Source organism: Flavobacterium sp. T12S277 (genome assembly GCF_048514875.1).
Taxonomy (GTDB): domain Bacteria; phylum Bacteroidota; class Bacteroidia; order Flavobacteriales; family Flavobacteriaceae; genus Flavobacterium.
The window spans coordinates 973,738-995,697 of the sequence record NZ_JBLYEG010000001.1 but is presented as its reverse complement, the minus strand read 5'-3'; the positions used below and the strand labels follow the sequence as shown (position 1 = coordinate 995,697).

20 protein-coding genes are annotated in these 21,960 nt (G+C 35.5%); 16 read left to right on the top strand and 4 right to left on the bottom strand.

Translation table 11 applies throughout. From position 1 onward, the window contains the following. Positions 1–72 precede the first annotated feature (72 nt). The 13 genes from ACN1CN_RS04115 (at position 73) to ACN1CN_RS04055 (ending at position 14,947) form a co-directional block, all read left to right on the top strand. Entirely contained in the window at positions 73–948 is an 876-nt protein-coding gene (locus ACN1CN_RS04115) for a sugar phosphate nucleotidyltransferase (protein ID WP_419134742.1), read from the top strand. A 184-nt stretch (positions 949–1,132) separates the two neighbouring features. Then, a complete protein-coding gene (locus ACN1CN_RS04110) occupies positions 1,133–2,506 on the top strand; it encodes a sugar MFS transporter (RefSeq protein ID WP_419134741.1) in 1,374 nt (457 codons plus the stop codon). 32 nt (positions 2,507–2,538) lie between these two features. Further along, positions 2,539–4,467 carry a glucosamine-6-phosphate deaminase gene (gene nagB, locus ACN1CN_RS04105; protein WP_264523382.1) on the top strand — a complete coding sequence of 643 codons (1,929 nt, stop codon included), beginning with the start codon at positions 2,539–2,541 and terminating at the stop codon, positions 4,465–4,467. 216 nt (positions 4,468–4,683) lie between these two features. Continuing rightward, a complete protein-coding gene (locus ACN1CN_RS04100) occupies positions 4,684–4,920 on the top strand; it encodes a DUF3820 family protein (RefSeq protein ID WP_099711497.1) in 237 nt (78 codons plus the stop codon). 149 nt (positions 4,921–5,069) lie between these two features. Next, positions 5,070–5,480 carry a hypothetical protein gene (locus tag ACN1CN_RS04095; protein WP_419134740.1) on the top strand — a complete coding sequence of 137 codons (411 nt, stop codon included), beginning with the start codon at positions 5,070–5,072 and terminating at the stop codon, positions 5,478–5,480. A gap of 12 nt (positions 5,481–5,492) precedes the next feature. Continuing rightward, entirely contained in the window at positions 5,493–5,882 is a 390-nt protein-coding gene (locus ACN1CN_RS04090) for a DUF2752 domain-containing protein (RefSeq protein WP_419134739.1), read from the top strand. 217 nt (positions 5,883–6,099) lie between these two features. Then, complete coding sequence (locus ACN1CN_RS04085; protein ID WP_291287579.1) at positions 6,100–7,713, top strand: CTP synthase; 1,614 nt, start codon at positions 6,100–6,102, stop codon at positions 7,711–7,713. An 80-nt stretch (positions 7,714–7,793) separates the two neighbouring features. After that, positions 7,794–9,707: a membrane protein insertase YidC gene (gene yidC / locus ACN1CN_RS04080; RefSeq protein ID WP_291287580.1), complete on the top strand. Its 1,914-nt coding sequence runs from the start codon at positions 7,794–7,796 to the stop codon at positions 9,705–9,707. A 96-nt stretch (positions 9,708–9,803) separates the two neighbouring features. Next, a complete protein-coding gene (locus tag ACN1CN_RS04075) occupies positions 9,804–10,520 on the top strand; it encodes a toxin-antitoxin system YwqK family antitoxin (protein ID WP_419134738.1) in 717 nt (238 codons plus the stop codon). A gap of 204 nt (positions 10,521–10,724) precedes the next feature. Beyond that, positions 10,725–11,912, top strand: coding sequence for a tRNA 2-thiouridine(34) synthase MnmA (gene mnmA / locus ACN1CN_RS04070; protein ID WP_419134737.1), 1,188 nt, complete (start codon positions 10,725–10,727; stop codon positions 11,910–11,912). 43 nt (positions 11,913–11,955) lie between these two features. Continuing rightward, the gene (locus ACN1CN_RS04065) at positions 11,956–13,557 is read left to right on the top strand and encodes a S8 family serine peptidase (RefSeq protein ID WP_419134736.1); all 1,602 of its coding nucleotides are present in this window, start codon (positions 11,956–11,958) and stop codon (positions 13,555–13,557) included. Positions 13,558–13,569: 12 nt separating this feature from the next. Continuing rightward, the gene (locus tag ACN1CN_RS04060; protein WP_419134735.1) at positions 13,570–14,514 is read left to right on the top strand and encodes an NAD(P)H-dependent flavin oxidoreductase; all 945 of its coding nucleotides are present in this window, start codon (positions 13,570–13,572) and stop codon (positions 14,512–14,514) included. A 22-nt stretch (positions 14,515–14,536) separates the two neighbouring features. After that, positions 14,537–14,947 carry a hypothetical protein gene (locus ACN1CN_RS04055; RefSeq protein ID WP_291287585.1) on the top strand — a complete coding sequence of 137 codons (411 nt, stop codon included), beginning with the start codon at positions 14,537–14,539 and terminating at the stop codon, positions 14,945–14,947. A 607-nt stretch (positions 14,948–15,554) separates the two neighbouring features. On the opposite strand, the gene ACN1CN_RS04050 is transcribed toward ACN1CN_RS04055, so the two are convergent. Continuing rightward, complete coding sequence (locus ACN1CN_RS04050) at positions 15,555–15,992, bottom strand: DUF4268 domain-containing protein (protein ID WP_264523392.1); 438 nt, start codon at positions 15,990–15,992, stop codon at positions 15,555–15,557. 90 nt (positions 15,993–16,082) lie between these two features. Here ACN1CN_RS04050 and ACN1CN_RS04045 point away from each other — a divergent pair, with 90 nt between their 5' ends. Both ACN1CN_RS04045 and ACN1CN_RS04040 read left to right on the top strand, forming a co-directional pair. Then, positions 16,083–16,733, top strand: coding sequence for an NUDIX hydrolase (locus tag ACN1CN_RS04045; protein WP_419134734.1), 651 nt, complete (start codon positions 16,083–16,085; stop codon positions 16,731–16,733). Positions 16,734–16,858: 125 nt separating this feature from the next. Next, a complete protein-coding gene (locus ACN1CN_RS04040) occupies positions 16,859–17,668 on the top strand; it encodes a lysophospholipid acyltransferase family protein (RefSeq protein ID WP_419134765.1) in 810 nt (269 codons plus the stop codon). 119 nt (positions 17,669–17,787) lie between these two features. On the opposite strand, the gene ACN1CN_RS04035 is transcribed toward ACN1CN_RS04040, so the two are convergent. The 3 genes from ACN1CN_RS04035 to ACN1CN_RS04025 all read right to left on the bottom strand — a co-directional run bounded on the left by ACN1CN_RS04035 (position 17,788) and on the right by ACN1CN_RS04025 (position 20,104). Next, complete coding sequence (locus ACN1CN_RS04035) at positions 17,788–18,420, bottom strand: hypothetical protein (RefSeq protein ID WP_264523395.1); 633 nt, start codon at positions 18,418–18,420, stop codon at positions 17,788–17,790. Positions 18,421–18,428: 8 nt separating this feature from the next. Continuing rightward, complete coding sequence (locus ACN1CN_RS04030) at positions 18,429–18,923, bottom strand: RNA polymerase sigma factor (RefSeq protein ID WP_089481356.1); 495 nt, start codon at positions 18,921–18,923, stop codon at positions 18,429–18,431. A 119-nt stretch (positions 18,924–19,042) separates the two neighbouring features. Then, complete coding sequence (locus ACN1CN_RS04025) at positions 19,043–20,104, bottom strand: DUF3810 domain-containing protein (RefSeq protein ID WP_419134733.1); 1,062 nt, start codon at positions 20,102–20,104, stop codon at positions 19,043–19,045. Between the two features lie 176 nt (positions 20,105–20,280). Between ACN1CN_RS04025 and ACN1CN_RS04020 the strand changes: the two genes are divergently transcribed. Next, on the top strand, positions 20,281–21,741 hold the full coding sequence (locus ACN1CN_RS04020; protein WP_419134732.1) for an aminoacyl-histidine dipeptidase: 1,461 nt from the start codon (positions 20,281–20,283) through the stop codon (positions 21,739–21,741). Positions 21,742–21,960 lie beyond the last annotated feature (219 nt).

Here is a 21,960-nt window from a genome sequence, read left to right as displayed (position 1 = left end):
CCTGAAACTTGAAACTTGAAACAATTCTAAACCAATAGATTTAAGGAAATTCAAAATGAAAAATATATAAAAATGCATAACAATTTAGTTATTCTTGCGGGTGGAGCCTCTTCCCGTATGAAAAAAGAAGCCATTTCAGATAATTTAACTGCCGAAGAAATCGCGCAGGCAAATGAAAGAAGTAAAGGCTTAATAGGAGTTGGAGCAAGCGGAAGACCTTTGTTGGATTATCTTTTGCTCAACGCTAAAAAAGCAGGATATAAAAACATCTACATTATCATTGGAGAGCAGGGAGAGCTGTTTAAAGAGTTTTACGGAAGCCGTGACACCGATAATGATTTTCACGGACTCAACATTTCATTTGCGGTTCAGTACATTCCCGAAGGAAGAGTGAAGCCATTTGGTACTGCTGATGCTTTGTTTCAGGCGGTAGAGCAGTTTCCGGAATTAAACACACAGCAATATTCAGTTTGTAACAGTGATAACTTGTACTCAGCTGCTGCTTTATTGGCGCTTAGAGAAACCAATAGTCCAAACGCTTTTATTGCTTACGATCGTGAGGCTTTGGAATTTCCGTCTGAAAGAATTTCCCGATTTGCCATTGCTAAATTGGATCAGAACAATCAGTTGCTGGATATTTTGGAAAAACCTTCGACCGATGTTTTGGCGGATTATAAAGACGTTGAGGGAAAAATAAGAGTGAGTATGAATGCTTTTAAATTCAACGGAAGTACGTTATACACACACTTAAAAAATTGTCCTGTTCATCCTGAGCGCGACGAAAAAGAGTTGCCTACAGTATTATTAAATGCCGTAAAAGAAAACCCAAATACCACAATAGGGATCCCATTTTCAGAACATGTTCCGGATCTGACTGCAAAAGAAGATATTGCCGATGTAAAGGAATATTTAAAGCAGTATTATCCGGTTTTAGACTGGGAGGCTTAAAAAAAATTAACAAAAAATTGATATCTAATTTACAGATAAGTATAACTTATTAGACTACTTTTGTTTTAAAATTGCAAAAAATACGCACTGAAATGTGTTTAAATTGCAATATATTTGCAAAAAGTGTTGGTGTTATTTTAGATGGATAAAACAACTAATCTATTAACTATCAACCAATAAAATTATGTCAAAAATTGAGACTGCAATACCTATAGAAAAGAGGAGTTCGATCATTCCGATGATTATCCTGACCGCATTATTTTTTATATTGGGATTTGTCACCTGGTTAAACGGACCTTTAATTCCTTTTTTCGAATTAGCGTGCGAGTTGTCTTCTTCTCAGGCTTATTTTGTAACTTTTGCTTTTTATATTGCCTATTTTGTAATGGCAGTTCCATCGTCCTGGGTAATTGAAAAAGTAGGCTATAAAAATGGTATTTCTTTAGGATTACTAATAATTGCAGCCGGAGCATTTATGTTTTATCCGGCCGCCGAAAGCCGAACTTTTTTATTGTTTTTAATTGCCTTATTTATCATGGGAACGGGCTTGGCTATTTTGCAGACAGCTTCCAATCCGTATGTGGTAGTGATCGGTCCAAGAGAAAGTGCAGCAGCGAGAATTAGCGTACTGGGAATTGCAAATAAACTGGCAGGTTTTGTAGCACCATTGATCTTAACGGCTTTGGTATTGTCAAACATGCAGGAGTTTACAGCAGATAAAATTGCGCTTTTGGATAGTGTTTCCAAAACAAATGCTTTAAATTCTCTTGCATTACAATTGCAAAGACCCTATCTTTATATGGGATTGATTATAATGGTTTTAGCACTTTTGGTAAAACTGTCTCCGCTTCCGGAAATTGATCTGGATGAAGAAGGAAATGTGGCCCATTTGAGTATTTTTAAGCAAATTAGAAATGCCTTCAGACGCCCGCAGTTGGTTTTAGGAGTAATCACTTTGATGCTGTATTTAGCAGCCGAAGTTTTAGCCGGAGATTCTATTGGAGGATTCGGAAAACAACTGGGCGTATATGGAACCGAAGGGAATTTTTATTTAAAATTAACCTCGTTTACCATGTCGGCAATGGTTGTGGGATATATACTGGGGATTACATTAATTCCAAAATATATTTCGCAGGTAACAGCCTTGAAAGGGTCGGGAGTTCTGGGTATAATTTTAGTATTGGCAATCGTTTTGATTTCGCCAAAAATTATGATTCAGCTGCCTGGAATCCCAAGTCTGCCGGTGGTCATCCTTTTGGTAGCGTTGTTGGGTCTGGCAAATGCACTTTGCTGGCCGGCAATTTGGCCAATGGCATTAGAGGACTTAGGAGGTTATACCAAAATTGGAAGTGCAATATTGATTATGGGAATTATTGGAGGAGCAATTTTTCCTTTGTTCTATGGAATAATCACAGAAAATATAAATGCATCAAATATCGCAAATGGTACCGTTGGAGTTTCAAAAAGCGGGAATCAAATTGCGTATTTAATGCTGTTACCATCGTATGTAATGATTCTTTTTTATGCAGTAAAAGGACATAAGTATCGAAGCTGGTAAGGAGTAACGAGAAAAATTAAAAAGACTATATCATGTTAAAAAGTAAAATCGACAAAGCAACGGGGTTCGAGAAACGATTCGAAAACATCAATACAGTTGTTTTTGAAAATTCTGGCGATGCGTCAAAAGCAGTAGCTCAGGAAATTGCGGCTTTAATTCAATCCAAGCAAAAAGAAAATAAACCTTGTATTTTAGGTCTGGCAACAGGTTCTTCTCCAAAAGGATTATATGCTGAACTGGTACGTTTACATAAAGAAGAAGGCTTGAGTTTTAAAAACGTAATTAGTTTCAATTTGGATGAATATTATCCAATGGAGCCTAATTCAATCAACAGTTATGTTCGTTTTATGAATGAATTGCTGTTTGATCATGTCGATATTTTACCTGAAAATTACCACGTTCCGGACGGACTTTTAACAAAAGAGCAAATCGCGGATTATTGCCACGATTATGAAGCAAAAATCGAAGCACTTGGCGGAATCGATTTGCAGATTCTTGGAATTGGAGGTAACGGACATATTGGTTTTAATGAATCGGGATCGTTACAAAACTCTAAAACACGTTTGGTGGCTTTAGATCATATTACCAGAGTAGCAGCAAGTAAAGACTTTTTCGGATTGAGCAATACGCCAAGAACAGCGATTACACTTGGAGTAAAAAAGATCATGGAAGCCAAACAGGTAATTTTACTGGCTTGGGGAGAAGGAAAAGCGAACATTGTAAAAAAATCAGTCGAAGATGAAGTGACCAACCGCGTACCGGCTTCGTTTTTACAGGAACACAACAACGCTGTTTTTGTTTTAGACAAAGAGGCGTCTTCAAAACTAACCAGAATCAACAAACCTTGGTTGGTAGAAAAAGTAATCTGGACCGATAAATTGACCCGTAAAGCGGTTTTAGGATTAGCATTACAGCTTAAAAAGCCAATTTTAATGCTTACTGATGCCGATTATATCGAAAACGGAATGAGCGATTTATTGGCTGATTCAGGTCCGGCATACGACATCAATATCAAGATATTCAATAAATTACAAAATACAATTACAGGATGGCCGGGAGGTAAACCAAATGCCGATGATACCAATCGTCCTGAAAGAGCAGAACCTGCTAAAAAACGTGTATTGATTTTTAGTCCGCACCCGGATGACGATATCATCAGTATGGGAGGAACTTTCATGCGTTTGCAGGAGCAGGGACATGAGGTACACGTGGCGTATCAAACCTCCGGAAATATTGCTGTAGCCGATGATGAAGCTTTGCGTTTTGCAAGATTCGTAATTGATTACAATGAAAAATTCGGAATCAAAAGTGCCGAAGCAGACAATATTTACCAAAAAGCAGCGACTTTTTTAACCAATAAAAAGAACAGCGAAATTGATATTCCTGAAGTTCGTTACATCAAAGGATTAATCAGAAAAGGAGAGGCGAGAGCGACCAGTCATTTTGTAGGTTTAACCGATGATCAGATTCATTTTATGGAATTGCCATTCTATGAAACCGGAACAATTGAGAAAAAACCAATTGGAAAAGAAGATATTCAGTTAACGATGGACTTAATTGAAAAAATTAAGCCGCACCAAATTTATGCTGCAGGAGATTTAGCAGATCCGCACGGAACACATAAGGTTTGTTTGGACGCTATTTTCGAAGCGGTAAAAGCACTAAAACCAAAATCGTTTATGGATGATTGCTGGTTGTGGTTGTACCGAGGAGCATGGCAGGAATGGGGAATTGATGAAGTTGAAATGGCGGTACCAATGAGCCCGGATCAGGTATTGGCAAAACGTCACGGAATCTTCAAACACCAATCTCAAAAAGACGGTGTTGTTTTCCAGGGAACTGATGCCAGAGAATTTTGGCAAAGAGCTGAAGACAGAAATGCCGAAACAGCTGCTTTGTACCAACAGTTAGGTTTAGCGACTTACGCTGCAATGGAAGCTTTTGTAAGATGGCATTATTAAGAAGGGGCTAAGGTTCTGAGGTGCTAAGGTTTTAGTTATCAGTCGCAGTTTACAGTCTCAGTTTCAAACTTACTGTGACTGATAACCGAGACTGAAAACTATTTTTCAATCTGTGGCAAAAGAAAAAAAATAATAATAGCTTTGCGCAACAAGAAGCAAGAGAAGAGAATGAGTCTATATTCTTTCCTCTTGCTTCTTTTTTCTTTTAAAAAAAACATGGAACCAGACAAAAAACTGCTCATAAAATTAGCCCATACCAAAATGCCATTCGGAAAATACGAAGGCTGGTTTTTAATTGATTTACCCGAATATTATGTCGTTTGGTATCAGAATAAAGGATTTCCAAAAGGAGAGCTTGGACAGCAATTAGCGCTTGTTTACGAGTTAAAACTGAACGGACTCGAAGAATTGATCCGTAACATTAAAAAGCAATACCCAAAACCTTTGAAGTAGCAAGAAATATCTTTTTCTTTTAATTCAAATGTTGATTTCTCAAATTCAGAAAAAGAAGGTTAATTTAATTGTTGATAACTTAGACTGGGTAGTTATCGTTTGTGTAAGTCGTTTTCTATTTTTGTCAGAACTAACAAAAACAATTTTTTATGGAAAATAATTTACCTTCTTCAAATGCTGGCCAGTCATTAGGTATTATCGCTTTAATTTTTGGTATTATCGGTGTATTAGCAGCTTTTATTCCCTGCTTTGGTTTTATTGCAGTTTTATTTGGAATTCTTGCAATTGTATTTGGAGCGATTGGTTTAAATCAGGCAAAAAAAGAAAATGCATCGACTTCTTTACCAAAAGCTGGTTTGTATTTGGGAATCGCAGCAACAGTTTTTGTTATTATTTGGGTTGCTATTTTTGTTGGCTCAATAGGTTCTCTTGCTTTAGAACATAAGGATGAAATCGAAAGAGCTTTAGATTCGGTTAAGGTGGAACAAATAAAAACGGCTGATTCTTTAGATTTAGAGGTGCAGGTAGATACTACTACAATTGAAGATACTGTAAAATAATATATAGAGTAAATGTCAATTTATCAAGAAATTGATTCTTATAAAAAGATAAACGTAATTTTGATCTTCATCATTATGTTTGTCTTTTTTTATTGCTTTTTTCTTCCCTATTTAAATTTTGGTTTGCGTTCATCCTGCGACGGATTGCCGTTGATCTATTGCAAAAGCAGCGGACTTACAAGGGCTTTTTCTCAAATACTTAGATTTCATTTTCGGGAAGCAATTCTGTACAATCCATTTAGCATAAAAATTTTTAGTTTCTTTTTGTTTCAGCTTGTTGCGAGATTTTTTATCAATTGCATCATTTCTTTCCCCATATTTAAAAGAGTATTAATCTTTGATATTTCGCTAAGCGTAATTTCTTTTCTTTTCTGTTTTTATAATTTGATACTTCCTTACTAGAAATTAATTAGGCTGTATTTTTGAGTTTTACTTATCGATTTTTAGTTAATAGTGATAAAAAACATTCATTTTGATAATAGAATTGATTGCTAAAGCATTTAAAATAAAATGTGCTTAAAAATTTAAAAATTATCTCATTCTCTAATTAACAAATTATCTAATTAAATTTGTACTTTTGCCAAGTTTTTTACACAACTACAATACAAACAACAACAGAATGAATCAAACAAAATATATTTTTGTTACAGGCGGTGTGACTTCTTCATTAGGAAAAGGTATTATCGCGGCATCTTTAGCAAAATTGTTACAAGGAAGAGGATACCGTACAACTATTCAAAAATTTGATCCGTATATCAATGTGGATCCGGGTACGTTGAATCCATACGAGCACGGAGAATGTTATGTAACAGATGATGGTGCTGAAACAGATTTAGATTTAGGTCATTATGAGCGTTTTCTTAATGTTCCAACTTCTCAGGCGAATAACGTTACAACAGGAAGAGTTTATCTTTCGGTAATCGAAAAAGAAAGAAGAGGGGAGTTTTTAGGAAAAACAGTTCAGGTAGTTCCTCATATCACAAACGAAATCAAAGACAGAATGCAATTGTTGGGTAAATCCGGCGATTATGACATTGTAATTACTGAAATCGGTGGAACTGTTGGTGATATCGAATCCTTACCTTATATTGAATCTGTTCGTCAGTTAGTTTGGGAACTGGGTGAGAATAATGGAATTGTGATTCATTTGACATTAGTTCCTTATTTGGCTGCTGCGGGTGAGTTGAAAACAAAACCAACGCAACACTCTGTGAAAACTTTGATGGAAAGTGGTATCAAAGCAGATATTTTGGTTTGTAGAACCGAGCATGAATTGTCTCAGGAATTACGTCAGAAACTGGCCTTGTTTTGTAATGTTAAAAAAGAAGCGGTAATTCAGTCTATTGACGCTTCAACCATATACGAAGTTCCAAATTTAATGCTTGAAGAAGGATTAGATGTAGTAGCTTTGAAAAAATTAGATTTGCCTAAAAAAGCATTACCGGATCTTAAAAACTGGAATACTTTTTTACGCCGATTAAAAAATCCAAAACATACCGTAAACATTGGTCTGGTTGGAAAATATGTAGAAATGCAGGACTGTTACAAATCTATTTTAGAAGCGTTCATACATGCAGGTGCTGCAAATGAAACCAAAGTAAATGTGATTTCGATACATTCAGAACACATTAATGCTGAAAATATCAAAGAAAAATTAGAAGGCCTGGATGGCGTTTTAGTTGCTCCTGGATTTGGAGAAAGAGGTATTGAAGGAAAAATTGAAGCTGTTCGTTACGTACGTGAAAACAACATTCCGTTTTTCGGAATTTGTTTGGGAATGCAAATGTCTATAATCGAATATTCAAGAAATATTTTAGGTTACAAAGAGGCAAACTCTACGGAAATGAATGATAAAACGCCTCATCCGGTAGTGAACTTAATGGAAGAGCAAAAAACAGTGACCGACAAAGGTGGAACTATGCGTTTGGGAGCTTGGAAATGTGATATCAAACCAAATACGCTGGCGTATAAAATTTACGGAGAAAAAACAATTTCAGAGCGTCACCGTCACCGTTACGAATACAACAACAAATATGCTGACGAATTGCAAAATGCAGGTTTAAAAGCATCAGGGGTGAACCCGGATACAGGTTTGGTAGAAATTGTAGAACTAGAAAACCACCCGTTTTTCATTGGTGTACAATACCATCCTGAATACAAAAGTACAGTAGCAAATCCACATCCGATTTTTGTAAACTTTGTGGCTGCTGCAGTGAATGCGCATAAAAAATAATAATTAATATTCTGAAAAGTGTAACTTTTGAGTTCAACTCATTACTAATACCTTTTTAACGAATAACTTTTTAAACTATAATGGAAGAAAAAAAATTTGATCTTAATTCAATCATTGGTTTTGTATTGATATTTGGAATTTTGATTTGGATTATGTACCAAAATCAGCCTTCTGATAAAGAGATTGCTGCTGAAAAAGCAAAGAAAGAACTAGTTGCCAAACAAGAAGCACAAGCGAAAGCGGATAAAACAAAAACAGCTGTTTTACCGGTGGCTGCCGCAGCAACTCCTGGAGACACAGTTCAGCTGGCGCAATTGCAAAAAACATTAGGTGGTTTCGCTTATTCGGCTACACTTCCTTCTGCTAAAGAAGGTTTTACAACTATTGAAAACGAAAAGATTAAACTAAAAATCGCTAACAAAGGTGGTTATGTAGTTGAAGCTACTTTGAAAGAATTTAAAAGATTTGAGAAAAATTCCGGACAATTAGTAGAATTAATTAAAGACAATAATTCGAACCTAAACATTCAGTTACAAACGACTGATAACAGAACTTTAAATTCTAAAGATCTTTATTTTGAGCCAACGCTGACTAAAAACGGTGCGGATCAAATCTTGACGATGCGTTTGAAAGCGGGTGCGAATGAATTTTTGGAGTATAAATATGTATTAAAACCAAACGATTATTTAGTTGGTTTTGATATTCATTCTCAAGGATTGAATAAAGTTTTAAATTCTTCTAAACCATTAGATTTACAATGGAATTTGAGAACGTTCAGAAATGAGAAAAGTATTTCTTATGAAAACCGTTATGCTGAAATTTACTATAGCTATCAGGATGGTAAAGAAAGTTATGTAGGACAGGGGACTCTTAAAGAAGAAAATCCTGAAAAAGTGGATTATGTTGCTTTTAAACAGCACTTTTTTACTACAATTTTACAAACAAATACCTCTTTTGAAAAAGCGCATTTAGTTTCTGAAAATTTAGTAAAAGATGAAAAAATCGATACTATTTTCACAAAACAATTTAAAGCAAACGTTCCTTTAGCATTTACTAACGGAGAAGTTGATTATAAAATGAGTTGGTATTTTGGGCCGGCTGATTACAAAGTTTTAAAATCTTACGATAAAAACTTCGAAAAAATTATTCCATTAGGTTGGGGAATTTTTGGATGGATCAACAAATGGATTTTCATTCCATTGTTTGGATTCTTAAGCTCTACAATCGGATTGTCATTAGGAATTGCGATTATCATCTTTACGATCATTATCAAATTGGCCATGTCGCCAATTACGTATAAGTCATTCCTGTCACAGGCTAAAATGAAAGTTTTACGTCCGGAGATTACAGAATTGGGAGAAAAATTCAAAAAAGACCCAATGAAGAAACAACAGGAAACCATGAAACTGTACAACAAAGCAGGGGTAAACCCAATGGCAGGATGTATTCCGGCATTGATTCAGCTTCCGTTTATGTATGCGTCATTCCAGTTCTTCCCATCTGCCTTTGAGTTAAGACAAAAAGGATTCCTTTGGGCAGACGATTTGTCTTCTTTTGATGCGGTAGTGAAATTACCATTTAGCATTCCATTGTATGGAGATCATATCAGTTTGTTTCCAATCCTGGCAGCAATTGCGATTTTCTTCTATATGAAAATGACTTCAGGAGACCAGCAAATGGCAGCTCCTCAACAAGAAGGTATGCCAGATATGGCAAAAATGATGAAAATCATGATTTATGTTTCACCGTTAATGATGTTGATCTTCTTTAATAGTTATGGAGCAGGTTTGAGTTTGTACAACTTTATTTCGAACTTAATTACAATTGGAATTATGTTTGTCATTAAAAACTACATCGTGGATACAGATAAAATTCACGCTCAGATTCAAGAAAATAAATTAAAAGAGCCTAAAAAGCAAAGCAAGTTTCAACAACGTCTTCAGGAAGTAATGGAACAGCAGGAAGCTGCGAAAGCTCAGAATAAAAAGAAATAACAATACTAAAAAAATCTCGATTTATCGGGATTTTTTTATACCTCAGATATACTTTATCCAAGCCATTATCGTTAAAGTTAAAAATGAAATATAAATATGATTTTGAGAAAAATAATAATCGGATTACTTTTTTTAAATACCGTTTTTGTCGTAGCGCAAGAGGTTAATAAATCAGATGCCAGCGGGAAAAAAGACGGGATTTGGAAAGGAACTTATGAAGTTTCGAAACGACCTCGTTACGAAGGAACCTTCAATCACGGAAAAGAAACGGGTGTATTTAAATTTTTTGATGATACCAAAAAAGGAGACGTTATCGCAACCCGTGATTTTACGGCAAATGACGGAAGTTCGTACACCATCTTTTACGATCAGAACAAGAATAAAGTAAGCGAAGGAAAAGAAATCGGTAAATCGCGTGAAGGAGACTGGAAGTATTACCATAAAGCTTCGAAAGCCCTTATGACGCTTGAAAAATATAAAGGCGGAAAATTGGAAGGAGCAAGAACAGTTTATTATCCGGATGCTAAAATTGCCGAAGAGATGACGTATAAAGACGGTCTTAAAGAGGGGATTTATAAGAAGTACGGGCAAAACGGTATTCTTCTGGAGCAAAGTACATTTAAGAATAATGAATACAATGGCGATGCTGTTTTTTACGATTCTGATGGTGTCGTAGCTTCTAAAGGAAAATTTCTAAAAGGCAAAAAGGCCGGCATGTGGCAATTTTACCTAAAAGGAAAGCTGACCAAAGAAGTAAACATGAGTGATCCTAAAAGTAGTTATCAGGCAGATTCTAAACGTAAAACGGAATAAGTTTAGTTACCATAAATATTCTGAAAAAGATTTTTTTAATACAGTATCCCAGATTTCTAAGTGATCAGTTTATTCGCCTACAAAGCTTGTAAAAGGGACAATAAGTTTTATTTACAACGGCATTGTATAAACTAATCAAAACTGCTGCAATTTTCAAAAATAGGGCTTATCTTTGCACTCTTGTAAAAATATAAACGATTTAGAATGAAACGTGTAGTTGTTGGACTTTCCGGAGGAGTAGATTCAAGTGTTGCGGCTTATTTATTGCAGCAGCAAGGATATGAAGTTATTGGCCTTTTTATGAAGAACTGGCACGATGATTCGGTTACGATTTCTAATGAATGCCCATGGTTAGAAGACAGCAACGATGCATTGTTGGTAGCCGAAAAATTAGGTATACCGTTTCAAACCGTTGATTTAAGCGAAGAATACAAAGAAAAAATTGTTGATTATATGTTCAACGAATACGAAAAAGGGAGAACTCCAAATCCTGACGTACTTTGTAACCGCGAAATTAAATTCGATGTTTTTATGAAAATCGCTCTAAGCCTTGGAGCCGATTATGTTGCGACTGGGCATTACTGCCAGAAAAGTGAAATTGAAGTGAACGGAAAAACGGTTTATCAATTGATTGCCGGAAATGATGTTAACAAAGATCAGTCGTACTTTTTATGCCAGTTGTCTCAGGAACAACTATCAAAAGCTTTGTTCCCAATTGGAGCTTTGACAAAACCGGAAGTGCGTGAAATTGCTGCTGAAATGGAATTGGTTACTGCCGAAAAGAAAGATTCTCAAGGACTTTGTTTCATCGGAAAAGTACGTTTACCGGAATTTTTACAGCAAAAATTGCAGCCTAAAGAAGGTCTTATTGTTCAAATTGACAAAAATGATCCTATTTATACTATCAAAAAGCCGGAAGGAATTTCTCTGGAAGACGAATTAAAAATCGATTCTCAAAAACTGGATTATCTTCCAACAATGGGTAAAGTAATGGGCAAACATCAGGGAGCACATTATTTTACAAACGGTCAAAGAAAAGGATTAAATGTGGGCGGTACTACAGATCCGTTATTTGTAATTGCAACAGATGTTGATACCAATACCATTTATACCGGTTTAACAAGCAATCATCCTGGTTTGTTTAAAAAAGCATTGTTTGTTGGAAACTCCGAAGTACACTGGGTTCGTGAAGATTTGAAATTGAATGAAGGGGAGAAAATGGAAGTAATGGCAAGAATACGTTACCGTCAGCCGTTACAGAAAGCAATTCTGCATCAATTTGAAAACGGAATGTACGTAAGTTTCGAAGAACCTCAGTCTGCCATCACAGAAGGACAGTTTGTTGCCTGGTATTTAGAGAATGAATTAGTTGGTTCGGGAGTAATTTCTTAGCTTTATACTTTTTTACGGAGGTTTCACCTTTAAAAAAGTAATCATGAAGCATTATTTTGTGTTTTTATTGTTGATTTTATCTACTGCGATGTTTTCGCAGGAAGATGCATGGGTCTATTTTAAAAATAAACCAAATGCACAAGCGTCTTTAGATGCTCCTCTTTCAATCTTGACACAACGCGCACTAGATCGGAGAGCCAGTCAAAACATTGCCTTAGATGTCACCGATGCACCTGTAGAGGAGACTTATATCAATCAGATTAGATCGAGCGCCGGGATTACTATAATGGCAAAATCAAAATGGTTAAATGCACTTCATATCAGGGGAACTCAATCTGATATCTTAGCACTTAAATTGTTGTCATTTGTAGATAAGGTAACTTTTGCCAATAAAAATCTGAATACCACTTCTAAAAAAATTACAGAAAATCAGGTTACTCCCGTAAAAGACAAACGTAAATCGAAAACCGATTATGCCTACGGCTCTTCTGGAAATCAGATCGAGATGTTAAACGGAAAGGTTTTACATCAACAGAATAAAACAGGTTCCGGAAAAATAATTGCCGTTTTAGATGCCGGTTTTCCGGGCGTTAATACCGCTTTACCTTTTAAGAAACTAATCGATAACCATCAGATATTAGGAGGTTATGATTTCGTGAATAAAAATGCCAATTTTTATACAGGGGATAGTCATGGAACAATGGTACTTTCAACGATGGGCGGTTATAAAGAAAATTCCTTAGTGGGTACTGCTCCCGATGCTTCGTACTATTTATTCATTACAGAATATGATCCTACCGAAAACCCTGTTGAAGAATCCTATTGGGTAGAAGCAGCAGAAGAAGCGGATCGTGTAGGAGCTGATATTATAACAACTTCGCTGGGCTATTTTGAGTTTGATAATGCCAGTTATACTCATACTTATAGTGATATGAATGGTACAACTAATTTTATCTCCCGTGGTGCCGAACTGGCTTTTAGTAAAGGTATAATCGTTGTAGCTTCGGCAGGAAATGAAGGAGTTAGTTCAGAACCTCATATTGGCGGACCGGCAGATGCCGTTTCGGTAATTACTGTAGGATCTGTCACAGCTTCAAAAGTAAAATCCGGTTTTAGTTCGATCGGACCAAGTTATGACGGAAGGATTAAACCGGAAGTTATGGCGCAGGGAACTGCTGCTGTTGTGTCTGATACTGCAGGAAACATAATTACGATAGACGGTACTTCATTTTCCTGTCCAATAATGGCCGGGATGATTGCTTGTTTGTGGCAGGCTTTTCCATCCAAAACCAATAAAGAGATTCGACAAATGATTTTGCAGTCTTCCGATCGATATGCTGCACCCAATAACAATTATGGTTATGGTATTCCAAATTTTGGAGCCAGCTTAGGAGTAGAGAATTTCGAGTCTTTAGATACTGGGTTTTCTGTATTTCCAAATCCTACTCAAACAACACTTTCTTTTTTGTTTGAAAACAATACCGCTTTTGTTTCCATTTACTCGGTTTTAGGACAAAAGCTAATCGAAAAACAAATTACCAATCAAAATCCAATTCTTTCTGTTGAAGCGTTAAAAAGCGGGCTCTATTTTTATACTTTTGAGGCTAATGGACTTCATAAAACAGGAAAGATAATCAAACAATAATTACATTTTTGAATGAACAGAATTACACAACTTTTTGATATTAAATATCCAATTATTCAGGGAGGAATGATTTGGAACAGTGGTTATAAATTAGCAGCTGCAGTAAGTAATGCAGGAGGTTTGGGCTTAATTGGAGCAGGTTCGATGTATCCTGAAGTATTACGCCAGCACATTCAGAAATGTCAAAAAGCAACCAGTAAACCTTTTGGTGTTAACATTCCGATGCTGTATCCCAATATCGAAGAAATTATGAATATTGTGGTTGAAGAAGGGGTGAAAATTGTTTTCACTTCTGCCGGAAACCCAAAAACCTGGACCTCTTTTTTAAAAGAAAAAGGAATTACAGTAGTACATGTAGTCAGCAGCAGTATTTTTGCTTTAAAAGCCCAAGAGGCAGGAGTTGATGCTATTGTTGCTGAAGGATTTGAGGCAGGCGGGCACAATGGACGTGATGAAACGACAACGCTGACTTTAATCCCAATGGTTAAAGAAAAAATTCAGATACCAGTTATTGCCGCCGGAGGAATTGCAACAGGCAGAGGAATGCTGGCTACTATGATTCTGGGTGCCGATGGTGTTCAGGTGGGAAGCCGTTTTGCTGCTTCGGTAGAATCTTCGGCTCATGATAATTTCAAAGACACTATTCTTAAGGTTAAAGAAGGCGATACACAATTGACGCTAAAAGAACTGGCTCCGGTTCGATTGGTTAAAAACAAATTCTATCAGGATGTTCAGGAATTGTATGAGCAATGTCCTTCAAAAGAAGATTTGGTAGCGCTTTTAGGCAGAGCAAGAGCAAAAAAAGGAATGTTTGAAGGAGATCTTGAAGAGGGAGAACTCGAAATAGGGCAAGTCGCAGGATTAATTCATGAAATTTTGCCCGTCGAGAAAATTATTCAACAAATGATGTCCGATTTTGAAGCTGCCTGCGAGGAAAAGGTTAAATTTGAATTCTAAATTACCCCCCAAGAACTACAACATGAAACCTACACGCACTTTTATATTTTTACTTTTTTTCGGACTTGGTTTACAGCAAGCTTATAGTCAGTCTTATCAATTTAAAACTTCAGGTTTTAGTGTCTTAGAAAAGAATGAAAAAGGAAAATGGGGAGAGTGGTCTGATCTTGATTTGGTCAATTTGTCGGTGATTCTGGATACTAATAAACACAGAATTGTGGTTTATTCGCAGGAAATTCAGCTTTTTAGTATTTTAGATTATATCGAACGCGAAGAAAACGATACCGATATTGTGTATTCTTTTATGTGTAAAGACAATGATGGTACGGCCTGTAAGCTATCGATCATCACCCGAAAAAAACAGGATTTCCGTAAACAGCTTTATATCAACTACGACGACCGTATTATTGTTTATAATATTTTTAGCGTGTAGTTTTAAGGATGTAAATAACACGTTTTTTTCGAAATTACTATATTCAAACCCGACAGGTTTTAAAAACCTGTCGGGTTTAATTTTAGATGAATGGGCTGTAGTAGTACATTTGTTGGTAATATCCCGGATCATTAGTTGATGCACTTCTTAAATATTAATCAGTTTGCGTAATGTATTGATTGTCCTTTGTGTATGAGAAAAAGATGTATGAATTACCCGTTTTTTGGATAAGACAAATTTATGTAATGATATAAATTTGAGTTATGGAACAGTTCCATAGTAAAACAATATTAAAAGAGGGGAGGAACACATTATGATTTGGAGTAATTTGCTAATAGGGCTTTATGTGTTGATCTTAGTATACAATGGATATTTATGGTATAAATACAACCAAAATGCCTCTAAGGATCAAAAAAAGAAAGAAGGCTGGAACAATTATTACAGGCTTGTTATCATTTTTATTTTAATACTTCTTTTTCAGAAACTAGGGATATAGAAATCATCATAAAGGAAAGAAAATAATAAACCCGACTGACTTTAAAAACCTGTCGGGTTTATTATTTAAAAACCTTAGAACCTTAGCGTCTCAGCGCCTTAGTATCTTTCCTTAAGACTCAATATCTTTAATAAATTCGTCATACTCTAAGTAAAACATCTCAAGAGCATGCATGTTTTCGTTGAAGAAATCAAAAATGGCATCCCAGTTGTTTCGGTTGCTGAAACCTATACCTAATTTTTCGACCCAGATTCGGCTAATCGTTTTGCCGCTTTCGAGGGTGTAGTTTTGTTCGAAAACCAAATCTTTAATAAATTCTTCTTCCAAAATACTTTTCAACGCTTCAATTTTTTCAAAATAAGCATTTCGTTTTTCATCACTTCGGTGTTCAATATCGATTAAAACCTGTGCTTTTTTATTATCAACATAAAATTTAAAAGAGAAATCTTTAATTTTGGTATCATAAAGTACCCATTTACGAGGATATTTTTCAGCGAATGCTACCCAGAATTCTCTTTTTATCTTTTGTGATTCTTCTTTACTGTACATTTTTAGGTCTTGATTTTAGAAAACTTGTAGAACCGCGTTTTCTGGACTATATTTATATTTTATTTAAAAGTACAAAAATAAACTTTGCTTATGGATTTTCAAGATTTTTTGCAATATGTTCCTGATTTAATACCGGTAGTATTGCCGGCGGAGTCGGCACATAGTAAAATGGCTCCAAAAGAACGCCTCGAAGCCTTAAAGAATCTTGACTTAAAAGATAAAAATCCGCGTATTGCGGCCGTTATGATGTTGTTTTACCCCAAAAACGGAAAAACACATTTGGTACTGATCGTCCGAAATGCCTATAATGGAGTTCATTCGTCACAAATTGCATTCCCTGGAGGGAAATACGAATTGACTGATGCCGATTATGAAAAGACAGCTTTGCGGGAAACTCACGAAGAAGTAGGTGTTGTACCCGAAAAAATAAAGGTAATCAAACACTTTACGCCCATGTATATTCCGCCAAGTAATTTTTTGGTACATCCTTTTTTAGGGATTTCCGAAGAGGAACTTTTGTTTTATCCGGATATCAGAGAAGTAGCCGATATCATAGAATTACCACTATCGGTTTTTCTGAATGACGAAATTGTGATCGAAGTCACATTATCAACTTCTTATGCCAATGATGCTTTAGTTCCGGCATTTAACATCCAAAATCATATTGTTTGGGGAGCGACGGCCATGATATTGAGTGAACTGAGAGATGTTTTAAAAATGACTTTTGGAGACAAGACATAAAAAGTAAAAATTAACAATTTGATATTCATAGTTATAGCAGTTTATTTTCGAAATTGTATTATACTATCGCTAAAAGAATAAATTTTGTATGTTTGCGTCCTAACAAAAAAATACATTTGACAGCTATGGGATTGTTTAAACGAAATCCTTTTGGACATATATTATTCATCAAGAAATGGTTGATCCGTATTTTGGGTGCCATGACTCACCAAAGATATAGAGGTTTTAATGAATTGCAGATTGAAGGATCTGAAATCATTAAAACACTGCCAGATACAAATGTTTTGTTTATATCAAATCACCAAACCTATTTTGCCGATGTTGTAGCCATGTTTCATGTGTTTAACGCAAGTTTAAGCGGACGTCAGGATACCATTAAGAATATTGGTTATTTGTGGCAGCCGAAGATGAATATTTATTATGTTGCTGCCAAAGAAACCATGCAGGCGGGTTTATTGCCAAGAATTCTGGCTTATGTTGGGGCAATTACGGTCGAGAGAACCTGGCGTGCAAAAGGTGTTGATGTTACAGAAAAACGCGATGTTAATCCAAACGATACTGAAAACATCAAAATTGCACTTGAAGATGGCTGGGTAATTACATTTCCGCAGGGAACAACTAAATCGTTTAAACCTGTTCGTAAAGGGACAGCGCATATCATAAAACAACACAAACCTGTTGTAATTCCGATCGTTATAGATGGTTTCCGTCGTTCGTTTGATAAAAAAGGACTGCGAATGAAGAAGAAAGGAATCCTGCAATCGTTTATCATCAAAGAGCCTCTTGATATTGACTATGAAAACGATACCATCGAAGAAATCGTTGAAAAAGTAGAATATGCGATCGAACAACATCCTTCATTTTTAAAAGTTATTCCGGCTGAAGAAATTAAAGTAGAGGAAGAACTGAATAAAATGAGAAGATGGGACTACTAGTAATTTTAGATTTCTGATTTTAGATTGTTTTTTTTTTTGTTTCAGGTTTCAGGTTTCAAAATAAACTTAGTTTCTTAGAACCTTAGCGCCTTAGAATCTTAGCATCTCAGTACCTCTCGTTAAAAATCAATTTTCTTCAACTCCTTATAATTGGCGTACAACCTGCGCAATAAAGTTCCGTAAAGCAATCTGTAGATGCACCAGAACATTCCAAAAAGCACTACCGTAAGTAATACCATCGCGCCAATCGAAAACAGCATTGCTTTTCCGTTTAAGGCCAGTTTTTCTCTAATCAGTGCCATATCGGGGTTGTAAACATACCCGATGAAAAAGCTGAGTATAGACGAAACGACAAGCATGCCTAAATTGTACCAAACATAATATTGAACTGTTTTTCGGGTTTTCAATATACTGCTCATTAACAATTTAGTAGAAACCGTAGTGGTGATGGTTTTGTAGTTTTTATAGAAAAAGAAAATAAAAACAAAAATCACAACATAATTGAAATACATCAAAATATCCATAAAGAGAATAATCTCAGGATGATTCATTCGCTTTAAATCGGCGTCGACATTAGAGAAGTAGTTTGATAGCGTCCAGAACAGAACCTCCAAAATGCTAATAATTAAAATCCACTTCACGATCGAAGATGATTTTTTGTGAATCATTTTGTAGATTTCCTTTTCCGATATTTGTTCAAAAGAATCCGAGTTCTTTTGCCAGTCTTTTTTTAATAAATCCAGTTCTTTCATAATAATTTTTAAGGATTTAGTATTTTTTTAAGTTTCCCTTTAATTCGGTTCATTTTCACACGAGCATTCACTTCGCTGATTCCTAAGGTTTCTGCTATTTCTTGATAATCTTTGTCTTCTAAATACATAAAAACTAATGCTTTTTCGATGTCATTAAGCTGATAAACGGCTTTGTACATCAATTTAATCTGTTCTTCTTCTTCATAATTGTAATCGACATCTTTTATAAAATGCTGATGACTTTCATATTCTACGGTCGATACGGTTCGTTTCGTTTTTCGGTATAGGGTTATGGCAGTATTTAAGGCAACACGATACGTCCAGGTCGAAAACTTGCTGTCGCCTCTAAATTTTGGATATGCTTTCCAGAGCTGAATGGTGATTTCCTGAAACAAATCTTTGTGAGCATCTTCGCCGGCAGTATATAATCGACATATTTTGTGGATTATATTCTGATTTGCCTGCAGTTGCGCAACAAATGACTGTTCTAGATTTTCGCTCATAAAATGATTAGTAGTACTGAAAGCTATTTTGTTACAGCTTACGATTATTTTTTTTCTGCCACAGATTAAAAATCCGTGTAATTTATATCAGCAATTTTAACCTAATTCGCGATAAACGTTTATAACGCTCTGGTTTTATAGTAATTCACCATCAAATCTACAAATTTACTATACCCCTCCAAACCGTCTTTTTGATGGTTGATCTTTAAAAAATTGTCATAAAAAATATGAAATCCTTTATCTATAAAAGTATCGTATTGTTTCCAGAAATCCTGACTTTCCTGATAGTTTTTTAAAATTCCGGGATGGGTTTGTTTTTTTAACTGTTTAAAAATAGTTTCGTTTTTAACCTGCCAGATTCCTAAACAATACCGTAGTGCAAAGCTATAGCCGGAATATTGGTAATACAAATTATCGTTTTTAACAGAGGCCAGTACGCCAATAAAATTGCACTCACTCTCGCTTGCATAACCCATTTGATGTGCCATTTCATGACAAGTTGTTACCGGGAAATTATACATGGGCAGTAAATCATTTACCTGTGCTTCATTGGTGAATGGATTTAAATAACCTCCAAACCCCATATAAGTCAAAGGAAGACTAAAAAGCGATTTTTTGACACTGGGAATTTCGTATTTGAAATAAGAATGTTCTTTGGCCAGATTTTCATATCCGTTTAAATTCATTTTAAAAGCCTCCTTTTGAGAGTAGGGGAAGACAATCTTTGAATTGTTGTTTTTGGTAATCTGAAACTGAATTTCGTTTGTTTTTACAATTAGTCTTTTGGTAAAAGACAGTAATTCGGCATCGGTATATTCTTTTTGGATCTTCATTTTTTCGAAAAGAGGTTCCCTGTAATAATTCAGTGCCCAAAGCAGGTGGAAGAAAAAGTAAAATATCGAGAGTATACTTAAAGCCTTTAAAAGATGATCTTTCCATTGCTGTTTCCAGGTTTTACGGGTTTTCCAGATCCATTTCATCAAAAATAAAATCAAAATAGAGTAGATGATATCTCCAATAGAAAAAGGAATTTTGCCTAAAAGGATTCTCGAAAACGATGCGATTTTTAAATACAATCCGTTACTGTAAACCTCTTCAATAAATTTCGGAAAGCAGGAGAGAAGCTTTAAAAGAACAATCTGAACAAGTAGAAATAGAGGTAAGATGTATTTTGATTTCACAATTTTAAATTTGGATACGTAAATATAAATACAATATTAGAACTAAAAAAGAAGCGTTTTGCGCAATTTGTTTTTTACACATAAGATTACTGCTAATTTATGAAATTTGTGACGAAAAAAGCATTTAAACTTTGTAACTTTGGGACTCTTAATTGTTAAACTACAAACAAAATATAATGAGTCAGGAAATAAGAAATCTGGAACCAAAGGCACTATGGAATAAGTTTGCCGATTTAAATGCCGTTCCGCGTCCGTCAAAGAAAGAAGAGCGTGTAATTGAATTTATGAAAGACTTTGGAAACAGCTTAGGTTTAGAAACTTTTGAAGACGAAATTCGAAATGTAATCATCAGAAAACCGGCAACTCCGGGAATGGAAAACCGCAAGGCAATTGTAATGCAGGGGCATCTTGATATGGTGCACCAGAAAAATGCAGACACTGTTTTTGATTTCGATACACAAGGAATTGACATGTATGTGGATGGTGACTGGGTTCGTGCGCGCGGGACTACACTTGGTGCTGATAACGGACTTGGGGTAGCGACAATTATGGCGATTTTGGAAAGTAAAGATATTCCGCATCCGGCAATCGAAGCTTTGTTTACAATTGATGAAGAAACCGGAATGACTGGGGCTTTAAACCTTAAAGGAGGTATTTTGCAAGGGCAGATTCTTTTAAACTTAGATACAGAAGAGGATGATGAAATTGATATTGGTTGTGCAGGAGGAATTGATGTAACGGCTACAAGAACTTACAATGAAGAAGAAGTTCCTGAAGGATCGGTAGGTCATATCATTACGGTGAAAGGACTTAATGGAGGGCACTCGGGAATGGATATTCATAAAGGATTAGGTAATGCTAATAAAATTATGAATCGTTTGTTGTTTGATGCTTTTGAAAACTTCGGATTGCAGGTAGCTGAAATTAATGGAGGAAGTTTGAGAAATGCGATACCAAGAGAAAGTGTTGCAAAAGTAATCATTTCTGAAATGTTTGATGAAGCCTACATTTTTGATATGCAGGAAATCATCAATGATATTAAAGCCGAATATAAAACTACTGAACCTAACTTATCGATCGAAATCGTAAAATGCGATTTGCCTGAGAAAGTAATGGATTTAGGAGTTCAGGAAGGTATTATTCGTGCACTTTATGCAGCTCACAATGGTGTTTACAGAATGAGTGCTGATATGGAGGATTTAGTAGAAACGTCCAACAACATTGCGAGAGTAATTGTAAAAGATGGCGAAATAACAATTGGTTGTTTAACGCGTTCTTCTGTTGAAAGTTCAAAATTTGATTTGGCTAATGCTTTGCGTTCTGCTTTCGAATTGGTAGGTTGTGAAGTAGAACTTTCAGGTTCTTATCCTGGTTGGACTCCAAATGTTAATTCTGAAATCCTGGACACTTTGGTTGGGATCTATGAAAAACAAAATAATGAGAAACCAAAAGTAGTAGCTTGTCATGCAGGTTTAGAGTGCGGAATTTTAGGGACAAATTATCCGGACATGGATATGATTTCTTTTGGACCAACAATTCACGGTGCGCATTCTCCTGACGAAAGAGCAAGTATCTCATCAGCACAGAAATACTGGAAATTTGTTTTAGAAATTCTTTCGAATATTCCGGTTAAATAATAGTATTCAGTCGCAGTCGCAGTATTCAGTCTTAAAGAACTGAAAACTGCGACTGTACACTGAGACTGAAAACTGCGACTAAAAACTAATCTCTCTTAGGAGCATTTTTCTTCTCCCTCTTTTCTTCTTTTTTCTCTTTAGCCGTTTTTAACGGTTCTTTTTTTGTTGTTTTCTTAGAATCCTGACCTTTTGACATAATTTTTTTATTTTAATGATTTG

Bases quoted from the DNA above. Each gene is read 5' to 3' on its own strand.
- ACN1CN_RS04115 (WP_419134742.1), top strand. From the start codon at position 73: ATGCATAACAATTTAGTTATTCTTGCGGGTGGAGCCTCTTCCCGTATG.
- ACN1CN_RS04110 (WP_419134741.1), top strand. From the start codon at position 1,133: ATGTCAAAAATTGAGACTGCAATACCTATAGAAAAGAGGAGTTCGATC.
- nagB (WP_264523382.1), top strand. From the start codon at position 2,539: ATGTTAAAAAGTAAAATCGACAAAGCAACGGGGTTCGAGAAACGATTC.
- ACN1CN_RS04100 (WP_099711497.1), top strand. From the start codon at position 4,684: ATGGAACCAGACAAAAAACTGCTCATAAAATTAGCCCATACCAAAATG.
- ACN1CN_RS04095 (WP_419134740.1), top strand. From the start codon at position 5,070: ATGGAAAATAATTTACCTTCTTCAAATGCTGGCCAGTCATTAGGTATT.
- ACN1CN_RS04090 (WP_419134739.1), top strand. From the start codon at position 5,493: ATGTCAATTTATCAAGAAATTGATTCTTATAAAAAGATAAACGTAATT.
- ACN1CN_RS04085 (WP_291287579.1), top strand. From the start codon at position 6,100: ATGAATCAAACAAAATATATTTTTGTTACAGGCGGTGTGACTTCTTCA.
- yidC (WP_291287580.1), top strand. From the start codon at position 7,794: ATGGAAGAAAAAAAATTTGATCTTAATTCAATCATTGGTTTTGTATTG.
- ACN1CN_RS04075 (WP_419134738.1), top strand. From the start codon at position 9,804: ATGATTTTGAGAAAAATAATAATCGGATTACTTTTTTTAAATACCGTT.
- mnmA (WP_419134737.1), top strand. From the start codon at position 10,725: ATGAAACGTGTAGTTGTTGGACTTTCCGGAGGAGTAGATTCAAGTGTT.
- ACN1CN_RS04065 (WP_419134736.1), top strand. From the start codon at position 11,956: ATGAAGCATTATTTTGTGTTTTTATTGTTGATTTTATCTACTGCGATG.
- ACN1CN_RS04060 (WP_419134735.1), top strand. From the start codon at position 13,570: ATGAACAGAATTACACAACTTTTTGATATTAAATATCCAATTATTCAG.
- ACN1CN_RS04055 (WP_291287585.1), top strand. From the start codon at position 14,537: ATGAAACCTACACGCACTTTTATATTTTTACTTTTTTTCGGACTTGGT.
- ACN1CN_RS04050 (WP_264523392.1), bottom strand. From the start codon at position 15,992: ATGTACAGTAAAGAAGAATCACAAAAGATAAAAAGAGAATTCTGGGTA.
- ACN1CN_RS04045 (WP_419134734.1), top strand. From the start codon at position 16,083: ATGGATTTTCAAGATTTTTTGCAATATGTTCCTGATTTAATACCGGTA.
- ACN1CN_RS04040 (WP_419134765.1), top strand. From the start codon at position 16,859: ATGGGATTGTTTAAACGAAATCCTTTTGGACATATATTATTCATCAAG.
- ACN1CN_RS04035 (WP_264523395.1), bottom strand. From the start codon at position 18,420: ATGAAAGAACTGGATTTATTAAAAAAAGACTGGCAAAAGAACTCGGAT.
- ACN1CN_RS04030 (WP_089481356.1), bottom strand. From the start codon at position 18,923: ATGAGCGAAAATCTAGAACAGTCATTTGTTGCGCAACTGCAGGCAAAT.
- ACN1CN_RS04020 (WP_419134732.1), top strand. From the start codon at position 20,281: ATGAGTCAGGAAATAAGAAATCTGGAACCAAAGGCACTATGGAATAAG.